Origin of the sequence: Hyphomicrobium sp., from assembly GCF_020852195.1 — a bacterium.
GTDB lineage: Bacteria > Pseudomonadota > Alphaproteobacteria > Rhizobiales > Hyphomicrobiaceae > Hyphomicrobium_C.
In genome coordinates, this window is sequence record NZ_JADZBI010000142.1 from 30,905 (window position 1) to 42,414 (window position 11,510).

Genomic DNA, 11,510 nt, shown 5'->3' on the forward strand with positions numbered 1-11,510 from the left:
ACGGCACGATGCCGTCTCAGCAGGAACGGCGCTACCGCTCGCGGGTCAGGGGTACGAAGCGGACGGGTACGACGGCCGTGCTGGTGGTCGTGCCGTCCGGCTTCTTCTCGACCACCATCAGGTCCTGTACCAGCTCGCCGACGGGGATCACGAGGCGGCCTCCCGGCTTCAACTGCTCGATCAGCGCCGGTGGGATGTGGTCAGGCGCGGCGGTGACGATGATGCCGTCGAACGGCGCATGCTCGGGCCAGCCCTGGTAGCCGTCGCCGATACGCGTCGTCACATTGTCGTAGCCCAATCGCTTGAGTGCGGCGACGGCAGTCTCGCCCAGCTCCGGAATGATCTCGATGGAGTAGACCTCCCGCGCCAGCTTGGCGAGGACCTACGCCTGGTAGCCGGAGCCGGTCCCCACCTCCAGGATGCGGTCCGACGGCTTCACGCGCAGCAGCTCGGTCATCATGGCGACGATGAACGGCTGCGAGATGGTCTGGCCGTGGCCGATGGGAAGCGGGCGGTTGCGATAGGCTGAGTGGCGCTGATCGCTAGGTACGAACTCATGGCGCGGCACTGCCTCCAGGGCGGCAAGCACGCCGGGCGTGAACTCCGCAACCCCCGTCTCGCGCGCGACGGAGGTGGCCATGGCCGTGATCTCGTCGACCATGCGGCCGCGCTCGGCGCTGAACTCTGCCGCAAGCGCTGCCGCCGAGAGACCCATCACCGCCATCGCCGAGACCATGGCCCGCATCGTTATCCTTACGCTCTAGCGCAAGCTCGCAGAGACTATACGACATCACGCCGTGAGATGCAGGGCATCGGAGCACCGAGGGAACATGGACCCGGTTATGATGCACCAACGCCGCCGCCGGTCGGCGTCGCGATGACGATGGCGTCGCCGGTGTCGAGCGTCGCGCTCGCGGCACCGACCAGCTCCTCCGTCGTGCTGTCGCGGCGGCGGACGAGGTTGCGGCCGGCCTCGCCTGGCGCGCCGCCCAGGAGGCCGAACGGGCGGACCTTGCGGAAGCCGGAGAGGATCGCGAGCCGCATGGGTGCGAGGAAGCGGATATGCCGCAGCGTGCCGTCGCCGCTTTTCCATCGTCCCTTGCCGCCCGAGCCGCGGCGGATGGCGAAGCGCTCCAGAACGACGGGATAGCGGCTCTCCAGGATCTCGGGATCGGTGAGGCGCGTGTTCGTCATGTGGACGTGCACGGCGGCGGCGCCGTCGAAACCGTTGCCGTCGGCGTCGAAGCCGGCAGGTGCGCCCGAGCAGATGGTCTCGTAGTACTGCAGCTTGTCGTTGCCGAAGGTCAGGTTGTTCATGGTGCCCTGGGCGGAGCCGAGTGCGCCGAGGGCCGCGAACAGCGCATTGGTGATGACCTGGCTGGTCTCGACGTTGCCGGCAACGACGGCGGCCGGATAGGCGGGCTTCAGCATCGAGCCTTCCGGCACGACGATCTCGATGGGGCGCAGGCAGCCGGCGTTGAGCGGGATCGGCGCGTCGAGCAGAACGCGGAAGACGTAAAGGACGGCTGCGCGCGCGACGGGCTCCGGCGCGTTGACGTTGGTCGGCTGTTGCGGCGAGGTGCCGGTGAAGTCAACCTTGGCCGAGCGGCGGGCGCGGTCGATGGGGACGGCGACCTCGATGGCCCAGCCGCCGTCGGTCTCGGCGCGGAAGCGGCCGTCCTGCAGGCGGCCGATGAGGCGGCGCACGGCCTCCTCGGCGTTGGCCTGCACATGCGCCATGTAGCTCGCGATCACGTCGGCGCCGAACTCTCCGACAAGACGCAAAAGCTCGGCGCGGCCGCGGGCGTTGGCGGCCACCTGGGCCTTGAGGTCGGCGATATTCTGCGCCGGGTTGCGCGCCGGATACGGTGCGTCGGTGAGCAGCGCCAGCGTCTCGGCCTCGAGGAAGCGGTTGTCGCGGACGAGCGGCACGCAGTCGATGTAGACGCCTTCCTCCTCGATGGTGGTGGCGTCGGGGCTCATAGAGCCCGGTGCGGTGCCGCCGATGTCCGCATGATGGCCGCGGCTCGCGACATAGAATGCCGGGTTGCCGGCGCCGTCGAGGAAGACGGGCGTGACGACGGTGATGTCCGGCAGATGGGTGCCACCCGCATAGGGGGCGTTCAGCATGTAGACGTCGCCGGGCGCGAGGACTGCACCGCGTTCGCGGATCACGGTCTCGACCGCGCTCTCCATGCTGCCGAGGTGGACGGGCACGTGCGGCGCGTTGGCGACGAGCTGTCCGGTGCCATCGAAGATGGCGCAGGAGAAGTCGAGGCGCTCCTTGATGTTCACCGACTGCGCGGTGGCGCGCAGCGCCTCGCCCATCTCCTCCGCAATCCCCATGAACAGGTTGCCGAAGATCTCGAGAAGCACAGGATCGACGTCGAGCCCGACCTTTTGGCGTTGCCTGGCAGAGACGCGCGTCACGACGAGATCGCGGCGCGGTGACATCTCTACGGACCAGCCCAGCTCGATGACGACGGTCTGGTTCGCCTCGATGACGATGACCGGGCCGGCGACGGTCTGGCCGATCGCAAGCGCGTCACGTTGGAAGACGTGAGCGTCGTGCCAGGCGCCTTGCGAATAAAAGCGTGTGCGCGAAATTGGCGCCGCAGGCGGGCGGTCGGCGGCCTGGTCCGCGATGTCCGGCTCGTCGCCTGCGGCTTCCGCCTCGACCTCGACGAGGGCAATGAAGATGCGCTTCTCCGGCGAGACGAAGCCGAAGCGTTGCGCGTGCGCCGCCTCGAACGTACGGCGGAGGTCGACGATTGGAGAGCCGTCATTCCCCTCCCCCTTGTGGGGAGGGGAATTCACGCTCGCCGCCAAACGAACAGGCAGCGCGACCTCGGTGGCTTCATAGCGAAGATGGAGATGTGCCGTCGTGCGGATCGATTCGGGCGAAGCGCCTTGCGCGGTCAGCTCATCCGCGGCCTCGCGGCTCATCGTCTCGACCAAAGCCTCGGCGGCGGCGAGGCCGAAGTCGTCGAGCGGCATCTCGAGCGATCGCTCGCGGCTGGCGCGGACGGAGGAGAGGCCGATGCCGTAGGCGGAGAGCAGGCCGGACAGCGGATGGATCAGCACCTGGCGCATGCCGAGGGTATCGGCCATCAGGCAGACGTGCTGGCCGGCGGCGGAGCCGAAGCCGTTCAATACGTACCTCGAGACGTCGTAGCCGCGCGCGACGGAGATCTTCTTCACGGCGTTGGCCATGTTCTCGACGGCAATGCGGATGGCGCCGTCCGCCACCTCCTCGGCCGTGCGCCCGTCGCCGATCTTACGAGCGAGCTCCGCGAAGGCGGTGCGCGGCGCGTCGGCGTCGATCGGGGCGTCGCCGGAGGGACCGAATACCTTAGGCAGGAACGCAGGGTCGAGCTTGCCGAGCACGACATTGGCGTCGGTGACGGTGAGCGGGCCGCCGCGCCGATAGCACATGGGACCCGGATCGGAGCCCGCGCTCTCGGGGCCGACCTGGAGGCGCGCGCCGTCGTAGGAGAGGATCGAGCCGCCGCCCGCGGCCACGGTGTGGATGCGCAGCATCGGCACGCGTAGGCGGACGCCCGCAACCTCGGTCTCGAAGGTGCGCTCGTAGTCGCCGGCCATGTGCGCCACGTCGGTCGATGTGCCGCCCATGTCGAAGCCGATGACGCGCGTGAAGCCCGCGCGCCGCGCCGTCTCCGCCATGCCGACGACGCCGCCCGCAGGACCGGAGAGGATCGCGTCGCGGCCGTGGAAAGGCGCGCGTGTGCGGAGACCGCCGGACGAGGACATGAACAGGAGACGCGCAGCGAGATCGCCGGTGAAGGCGCTCGCCACGCCGTCGGCGTAGCGGCGCAGCACCGGCGAGAGGTAGGCGTCGGCCACCGTGGTGTCGCCGCGCGGCACGATCTTGATCAGCGGTGCCACCTCGTGGCTGACCGAGACTTGCGTGAAGCCCGCCTCGCGCGCGAGCGCCGCGGCCTGGCGCTCGTGCTCGGGGAAAGCGTAGGCGTGCATGAAGACGATGGCGACGCTTGCGAAGCCGTCGCGGCGCGCCGCGGCAAGATCGGCCGCGAGCTTTGCGACATCGAGTGGCGTCTCGATGGTGCCGTCGGCGCGCACGCGCTCCACGGCGCCTATGACGCGTTCGTAGAGCATGTCGGGCTTCACGATGCGGCGCGCGAAAATGTCCGGGCGCGCCTGGGTGCCGATCTCGAGCTGGTCCTCTAGGCCGGCCGTGATGACGAGCAGCGTCGGCTCGCCCTTGCGCTCCAACAGCGCGTTGGTGGCGACCGTGGTGCCGATCTTGACCGCGCGGATGCGGTCTGCCGGGATGGGCGCGTCCGGCGCGAGGCCGAGGACACGGCGGATGCCCGCGAGGGCCGCGTCGTCATAGAGGCCGGGCGCCTCGGAGAGCAGCTTCAGCGCGGAGAGGCGGCCGTCCGGCGCCACGGCGACGATATCGGTAAACGTGCCGCCGCGGTCGATCCAGAACTGCCACGCCCCGCCTCCGTGCCCCATCACGCGCTCCTTACTCGATGGTGCGTGGCTATCGGCGGGCGGCCCCTCAGTCAATCGATCATGAAATTTAGTCCATGTCCTTCATCCGCGGCCCGGAAGCGGGTATGGGTTTTCCATGCCTCTCGATTGCCTCTCCAGCTACATCGAGCCGGCGCGGGACAAGTCCCTGCGCGCCCGGCTCGCGAACCTCGTCGGCCGCTGGTGGCCGGCACTCGGCCGTCTCATCCAGCCCAGGCCCGCTCATCAGACCGCTGCGTTCTCGGCGGCGGTGATCGCGCTCGCCGCCAAGATGGCGAAGGCCGACGGCGTCGCGGTCAAGGTCGAGTGTCAGACGTTCGAGCGCTTCTTCGAGCCCACACCCGACGAGCTCCCGCGCATCCGAAGCCTCTACGAGCTCGCGAGCCAGGACACGGCCGGCTTCGAGAGCTATGCGGAGAGCATCGCGCGCATGCTCAAGGACGAGCCCGAGATCAAGCTCAACGTCCTCGAGTGCCTGTTGATGATCGCCTGCGCGGACGGGATCCTGCATCCCGCGGAGGAGGCGTTCCTGCGCACGGTCGGACACGCGTTCGGCATCACCTGCGACGAGTTCAAGAAGATCCGCGCGCCTTTCGTACGCGACATGAACGATCCGTTCGACGTGCTTGGCGTGGCACCGACGGCCTCGCCGCACGAGATCCGCGTGCGCTATCTCGAGCTCGTGCAGCGCTTCCATCCCGACCGCCTCACCGCGCGCGGCGCGCAGGCGGCGCTGATCAAGGCCGCCACCGTGAAGCTCGCGGCCATCAATGCCGCCTACGAGGCCATCACGCGCGTGCAGCACGTCGAGGGAGGGAGCGCGTGAGCCCCGATCTCATCGCGCGGCCCGACAGCCTGCTGGTCGCGGACCTCTATCCCTCTCCCAACATCGAACCCCGGCGGCCGGGCCACAAACCCTCGATCCTGATCCTGCACTATACCGGGCTGCCGACGGTCGAGCGCGCGCTGGACGTGCTGTCGCGTCCCGACTGCAAGGTCTCCTGCCACTACGTGGTCGACGAGGCCGGGCGCATCATCCAGATGGTCGCCGAGGAGGCGCGCGCGTGGCATGCCGGCGTCTCCTCGTGGGCCGGGGAGACGGACGTCAACTCGGCGTCGATCGGCATCGAGATCCAGAACCCGGGGCACATGCTCGGCTATCCCGACTTTCCGCCCGCGCAGATGCGCGCGGTGGCGGCGCTGGCGCGCGACATCATCCGGCGCCATGGAATTGCCTCGGAGCGTGTGCTCGCGCACTCCGACGTGGCGCCGGGGCGCAAGATCGACCCCGGTGAGAAGTTCGACTGGGCCTGGCTCGCCCGCGAGGGCGTGGGCCATTGGGTTGCACCGGCTCCCATCGACGACGAGGACACGGGTGTGCCGCTCGGCTGCCACGAGCCGAAAGTCGGCCAGGCCAGGGGTTTGCTGGCGGGCTACGGATACAAAGTCGATCCGGACGGCGCTTTCGACCTCGAGATGCAGATCGTGGTGCGCGCCTTCCAGCTCCACTTCCGGCAGGGGCGCTGCGACGGGGCCCTCGACCGCTCGACCCTGGACACGCTGTCGCGGCTCGCCCCGCACTGCCGCAAAGACGGCGCCATCGCCTGATTAAACCTGAAAATTAATCTTGCGATGTAAACGGCTTGTCGGTGGCTCTCCCGTACACTTCACCACAACACGCTTCTCACGGCGCGGCACGCTGGCCCTGCCGCGGCTGTTTGTTGCATTGTGGGACGAGGTCCGGCCAAAAATAAACCGGGCGGCGGACCGAGCATAAAATCACAAGGGAAACGTCCATGAAGATCGTCATCGCCCCGGACTCCTTCAAGGAGAACCTGACCTCGCTTGAGGTGGCGAGCGAGATCGAGACGGGCCTGCGCCGCGTGTGGCCGGACGCGACCTACGTCAAGGTGCCGATGGCCGACGGCGGCGAGGGCACGGTGCAGTCGCTGGTCGACGCAACCGGCGGACGCATCGTCAAGTGCGCGGTCACGGGGCCGCTGGGACAGAAGGTGCTCGCCTCCTACGGCCTGCTCGGCAACGGGCGCACGGCCGTGATCGAAATGGCGGAGGCCTCGGGCTTGCCGCTGGTGCCGAAGGCCGAGCGGGATCCCTTGCGCGCCACCACGTTCGGAACCGGCGAGCTGGTCGCCGACGCCATCAACCGCGGCGTCGAGGAGATCATCATCGGGCTCGGCGGATCGGCCACCAATGACGGCGGCGTCGGCTTCGCGCAGGCGCTCGGCGTACGCTTCATCGACAAGGACGGCGCGCCGATCACCGAGCCGCTGGGCGGCGGGCGCCTCGACGAGATCTTCGCCATCGACAGCCGCTGGATCAATCCCGGGCTGGCGAGCGTCAAGATCAGCGTGGCCAGCGACGTCACCAATCCGCTGACGGGCGACAAGGGCGCCTCCTACGTGTACGGGCCGCAGAAGGGCGCGACGCCGGAGATGGTGCTGAAGCTCGACCGCAACCTCGGCCATCTCGCCGCGCTGATGAAGCGCGATCTGCACGCCGACGTCGCGGAACGGCCCGGTGCCGGCGCGGCCGGCGGCATGGGTGCCGGCCTCCTGGCCTTCGCCAACGCCGAGCTCAAGCGCGGCGTGGAGCTGGTCGTGGCAGCGACCAGGCTCGACGACCACATGAAGGGCGCTGCACTCGCCGTCACGGGCGAGGGCCGCGTCGATTTCCAGACCGCCTTCGGCAAGACGCCCTCGGGCGTGGCGACGTCCGCGCGCCGTCACGGCGTGCCGGTGGTTGCCATCGGCGGCGGGCTTGCGGACGACGCCAACGGCGTGTTCCTGCACGGCATCGACGCCATCGAGAGCGCGACGCCGAACGCCATGCCGCTCGACGTCGCCATCAAGAAATCGCGCCAGTATCTGCAGGACGCGGCGGAGCGCGTGGCCCGCCTCGTCGTTCTCGGCCAGCAGATGGCGGCCGGAACGTCTTTGTCCGAGCCCGCGCACGCGCCGCGGGCCGAGTCCGCCGACCATCTCAATGGGACCGGCTCCGCACTCGTGCAGCCGGTGGCCAAGCGCAACAAGCCGGTCCGGCAGCTCCTGCGCGCCAAGCGCGTCCAGGGGCTCACGCGGGCCGCGGTCGAACTCAGCCTGCGGCGGCAAAAGCTGCAGCCGAACTGACCTCGGCCTGCCCGACAGGCGGCAGCCCTTGACGCGGGGTGAAAGAGGCCCCTTATGTCCCCTGTCAGCCGGCCGGACGGCCGCTGCCGTCTCAAGACGGTGGAGGAAAGTCCGGGCTCCATGGAGACAGGGTGGCGGCTAACGGCCGCCGGGGGCGACCCCAGGGAAAGTGCCACAGAAAACAGACCGCCCGCCGGCTTCGGCCGGTGCGGTAAGGGTGAAACGGTGCGGTAAGAGCGCACCGCGCGACTGGCAACAGGAGCGGCACGGCAAACCCCACCCGGAGCAAGACCAAATAGGGGTGGCCGCGTGCGGGGAAACCCGGCACGAAGGCGCGTCTTCACGCCCGTCACCCGGGTTGGTTGCTCGAGGCGCCCAGCAATGGGCGTCCCAGATGAATGGCCGTCCCCGACAGAACCCGGCTTACAGGCCGGCTGGCAAATCTTCCTGACACCTATTGCCTCAGGCGGCGCGCGATGCACAATCGCCATAGTCTTGTTTTAGCTTCCACTTTTCCCAATGCGTGGCGCGGCACAACCATCGGCCGCGGCGTGCGTTAACCCCTCGTCCCCATCACCACAAGAAGGATGCTCGAGATGAAGTTGATCCTGCCTTTGGCTGCGGCCCTCATGCTCGGCGCTGCGCCCGCGCTCGCCGACCACGAGAACCTCAAGGATGGGCCGGGCGGTCCGGGTCCCAGTCTCTACGATCGGATCTCCGCCCATTACGGGCCCATGGGGCGCGACGTGAAGGAGGAGTACCGGGACGGCCCCTGCAAGATCACGCGCGAGTGGGAGACCGACGGCGACTACTACGAGCGCATCAAGTGCCGTGGTCCTCGGCATTGGCGGGACTGACGACAGGAGCTTGTGCACCATAGCGCCGTCTCCCATTTGACAGGGGATGGAGGCTCGCCCTCTCATCGGCTCCTGTTCTTCGCGGCACATCAAGGAGCATGGTCACATGAAACGCCTTGTGATTGGACTGACTTTGCTCGCCGCCGTCACCCAGCCCGCGCTCGCGGGCGGGGACTGGGACGACGACGATGACTACTACTCGTCGCGCCACTGGCGCGACTACCGCGGCTACTACAGCGCGCCGACCTACCGCGTGCCGGCCTATGAGGTCTACATCCCGTACGGCAGCTATTTCGTGGACGAGCCGGACTTCTACGGGCCCAACTGCGAGATCGAGCGCAAATGGAGACGCGGACGCTACAAGGAGCGGATCGAGTGCGACGACGATTGATGCCGCCGCACCGCTTCGCCTCCCGAGACAATCACGCCGCTCCTTCTCCCGAAGGGGCGGCTTTTTGCTGGATCGCGTCGTCCGTTGAGATGGCTGCACGCATCTCCACCGGCGCGGTTGTGGGCATTTGCGTGGGTGCCGGCCTTCGCCGGCATGACGTCAGTTTGCGGAGGCCGACCGCCCACCCTCGACGTCACCCCGGCGAAGGCCGGGGTCTACGCAAGCTTCCAGGGGCGAAAGGCGTCGACCCCTCAAAGCGGGCGGCCTTTCCCGGTCAGCAGCCATCTGGGATCGAACCAGCGGTCGGCGGGCCCGTCGTAGGGAAGGCGCGTGATGTCCCAGTGCATGATGAACGGCGCGTAGACGTCCCATACCGGCGGGCCGCCGCCGATGAACACGACGCGGTCCTTGTACTGGGCGAGGACGTCCTCCGGCTTCTCGTGGGAGCGGATGGCACGGATGGTGCGCTCGGCGTAGGCAAACTCCGGCACGGAGGCGATGGTTTTCGGACCCGCGATCAGAACGTGGCCGCGCGTGATCTCGAAAAAGCGCTCCACGTCGGCGCGGAACTCGGGGCGAGGATCGCCCTCCCAGGGAAGACCGCCGTGCAAGCCCAACTGGCCGCTCAGCCCGATGGCGCAGATGCAGCGTACGTCAGCCATTCCTGTTCGCGGTCGCCCGCGCTCCTCGCTTCGCAAAATTCACAAACGTCGGGGACTGGTAGTCGATCCTCGGGCTTTGCTCAAGCGGCCACCGGAGGCAGCAGATTTTGACTGGACCTATGATTCACGCTTCGGACTGATAGGGTCCGAAGCGATCATGGCCTAATTGCGCAGAAAAGGGCCGAGCGTCTTCAGAAGCTGCTTAGGACGCTCGTGCTGCGGCAGGTGGTGGCAGCCCTCGATGACCGCGAGGCGCGCACGCGGCAGGGCGGCGGCAAGCTGGCGGCCCGCGCGCAGCGGCACGATGGGATCCTTGCGGCACCAGACCAGCAGTACGGGCTGCTTGACGCCCTTGTAGCGCGCGGCCACCGCGTCGGCGTCGTGCTCGTTGATGATCGAGCGGGCGGTGGCAAAGAACGCGCGGATGGCGCCTCTTTCGCGATAGGGCGCCGCGTAGCCCTCCACGGTGTGCTCGCTCGGGACGCGACCGCCCATGGCCTCCCTGAGCAGGAAGCGGGCGGCCGCATCCGCCGGCAGGACGGTAGCGACGGCATCGGGGATCAGCGGAGCCATCACGAGGTCGAGGTAGCGCGCCGTAGCGCGGGGCAGGGCCGGCGCGCCGATGACGGCGATGCGGCGGATGCGGCCCGTGCCCGCGATGCCCTTGGCAAGCGCCGTGCGGAGCGCCACCGTGCCACCGAACGAATGGCCGATGACGACCACGTTCCTGAGATCGCGCTCGAGAATGAAACGGGCCACGAGCGCCGCCTGATCATCGGCCGAATAAGCGTCGTCGTCCGGCTTGTCTGACCGCCCGAAGCCCTTGAGGTCGAGCGCAATGACGCGGTGGCGCGCGGCCAGGGCGGGCAGGATCTCGTGCCAGGTGAAGGTGCTTTCGCCGAGGCCGTGCAGCAGAAGCAGCGGCGGACCGCTGCCGTACTCCTCGTAGTAGAGGGCGACGGGGGGACTATCGGGGAGCGCGAGCGTAATGCGGTTTCCCGGAGCCTCGGCGGCCAGGGGCTCGGGGGCCGGTGCCGCCCGCTCGCTCAGGCCGATCAGCATGGCGCCTGCCATGGCCGCGCCGATGACCGCTGCTCTCTGCCGGCGCCGCCGCTCCCTCACCCGCTCGTCTCCGTGAGTCGCCACATGGTGAATATCGTGCGCCGCACAAGCCGAGGAAAGGGCCTCGTTTCGTTCCCCGCGGCGATCATCGGGTGCACATCAAAGCCCGCGAATACGGGCTTTCAGCCCTGTTAATTCCTTAACGATCCATTGACGCCCATAACGAACCATGGCATCCCATATAAGCCCGTCCGCACCGGGCAAGGGCCCGTGGTCGTGGCGCCTGCTTCGAGAGAGGGCCGAAGCACGAGCGACCGCCACGGCCCAGCCCGGGCGCGGGGGTGCAGGCGGGTCCCGTCGGACCCGCCGTTAGTTTCGGATGTCCAGCAGAGCGTTCCTGAAGTGGCGTTACTGAGCGAGGCTCGAAAAGGGGATGGACCGCTTTGTCTCGACATTCACCAACAAGATCGACGTCAAAGGACGCGTCTCGATCCCTGCGCCTTTCCGCGCCGTGCTCGAGCGCGACGGCTACAGCCAGGGAAGCGTCGGCGGAATCTATTGCTACCCCTCGATCGATGCTCCGGCCCTTGATGCAGGCGGCGAGAGACTTGCGAAAAAGATCGACGGGCTTCTCGCAGGCCTGCCGGACTATTCGGACGAGCGGGACGAGCTCTCTGTCGCCCTCTACGGCGACGTCCAGGTTCTCGGCATCGACGGCGACGGGCGTATCGTCCTTCCTGAAGCGCGTCGCCGCCATGCCGGTCTTCAGGATCAGGTCACATTTGTCGGCCTTGGCGACAAGTTTCAGATGTGGGCTCCGCAGGCCTTCGAGGAGCGGCGAACACGCGCCCGCGAGAAGGCCCAGGAGCACAGA

General features: G+C 68.2%; 9 protein-coding genes, 1 other RNA gene and 1 pseudogene. 7 read left to right on the forward strand and 4 right to left on the reverse strand.

Annotated features, from left to right (window positions below; all coding sequences use genetic code 11):
- Positions 1-31 precede the first annotated feature (31 nt).
- Positions 32-745 (reverse strand): annotated as a pseudogene (locus IT540_RS11990) (protein-L-isoaspartate(D-aspartate) O-methyltransferase).
- 95 nt (positions 746-840) lie between these two features.
- Complete coding sequence (locus IT540_RS11995) at positions 841-4,500, reverse strand: hydantoinase B/oxoprolinase family protein (RefSeq protein WP_291177834.1); 3,660 nt, start codon at positions 4,498-4,500, stop codon at positions 841-843.
- Between the two features lie 115 nt (positions 4,501-4,615).
- Between IT540_RS11995 and IT540_RS12000 the strand changes: the two genes are divergently transcribed.
- The 6 genes from IT540_RS12000 (at position 4,616) to IT540_RS12025 (ending at position 8,912) form a co-directional block, all read left to right on the forward strand.
- Positions 4,616-5,344, forward strand: a complete 729-nt coding sequence (locus tag IT540_RS12000; RefSeq protein ID WP_291177837.1) for a TerB family tellurite resistance protein — start codon at positions 4,616-4,618, stop codon at positions 5,342-5,344.
- Positions 5,341-6,126 carry an N-acetylmuramoyl-L-alanine amidase gene (locus IT540_RS12005; RefSeq protein ID WP_291177840.1) on the forward strand — a complete coding sequence of 262 codons (786 nt, stop codon included), beginning with the start codon at positions 5,341-5,343 and terminating at the stop codon, positions 6,124-6,126. Before IT540_RS12000 ends, IT540_RS12005 begins: the two co-directional genes overlap by 4 nt.
- A gap of 188 nt (positions 6,127-6,314) precedes the next feature.
- Positions 6,315-7,664 (forward strand): glycerate kinase, encoded by a 1,350-nt coding sequence (locus IT540_RS12010; RefSeq protein ID WP_291177844.1) that lies wholly within the window; start codon positions 6,315-6,317, stop codon positions 7,662-7,664.
- 64 nt (positions 7,665-7,728) lie between these two features.
- Positions 7,729-8,106, forward strand: an RNA gene (gene rnpB, locus IT540_RS12015) — RNase P RNA component class A.
- 154 nt (positions 8,107-8,260) lie between these two features.
- Entirely contained in the window at positions 8,261-8,521 is a 261-nt protein-coding gene (locus IT540_RS12020; RefSeq protein ID WP_291177847.1) for a hypothetical protein, read from the forward strand.
- Between the two features lie 106 nt (positions 8,522-8,627).
- A complete protein-coding gene (locus IT540_RS12025) occupies positions 8,628-8,912 on the forward strand; it encodes a hypothetical protein (RefSeq protein WP_291177850.1) in 285 nt (94 codons plus the stop codon).
- Positions 8,913-9,163: 251 nt separating this feature from the next.
- On the opposite strand, the gene IT540_RS12030 is transcribed toward IT540_RS12025, so the two are convergent.
- Positions 9,164-9,574 carry a dihydrofolate reductase gene (locus tag IT540_RS12030; protein ID WP_291177853.1) on the reverse strand — a complete coding sequence of 137 codons (411 nt, stop codon included), beginning with the start codon at positions 9,572-9,574 and terminating at the stop codon, positions 9,164-9,166.
- A gap of 162 nt (positions 9,575-9,736) precedes the next feature.
- Positions 9,737-10,720 (reverse strand): alpha/beta hydrolase, encoded by a 984-nt coding sequence (locus tag IT540_RS12035; protein ID WP_291177856.1) that lies wholly within the window; start codon positions 10,718-10,720, stop codon positions 9,737-9,739.
- Positions 10,721-11,069: 349 nt separating this feature from the next.
- On the opposite strand from IT540_RS12035, the gene IT540_RS12040 reads away from it, so the two are divergent.
- Positions 11,070-11,510, forward strand: a 441-nt coding sequence (locus tag IT540_RS12040; RefSeq protein WP_291177859.1) for a division/cell wall cluster transcriptional repressor MraZ, incomplete at its 3' end; no start/stop codon positions are given.

Bases quoted from the DNA above. Each gene is read 5' to 3' on its own strand.
- IT540_RS12010 (WP_291177844.1), top strand. From the start codon at position 6,315: ATGAAGATCGTCATCGCCCCGGACTCCTTCAAGGAGAACCTGACCTCG.
- IT540_RS12030 (WP_291177853.1), bottom strand. From the start codon at position 9,574: ATGGCTGACGTACGCTGCATCTGCGCCATCGGGCTGAGCGGCCAGTTG.
- IT540_RS12020 (WP_291177847.1), top strand. From the start codon at position 8,261: ATGAAGTTGATCCTGCCTTTGGCTGCGGCCCTCATGCTCGGCGCTGCG.
- IT540_RS12025 (WP_291177850.1), top strand. From the start codon at position 8,628: ATGAAACGCCTTGTGATTGGACTGACTTTGCTCGCCGCCGTCACCCAG.
- IT540_RS12000 (WP_291177837.1), top strand. From the start codon at position 4,616: ATGCCTCTCGATTGCCTCTCCAGCTACATCGAGCCGGCGCGGGACAAG.
- IT540_RS11995 (WP_291177834.1), bottom strand. From the start codon at position 4,500: ATGGGGCACGGAGGCGGGGCGTGGCAGTTCTGGATCGACCGCGGCGGC.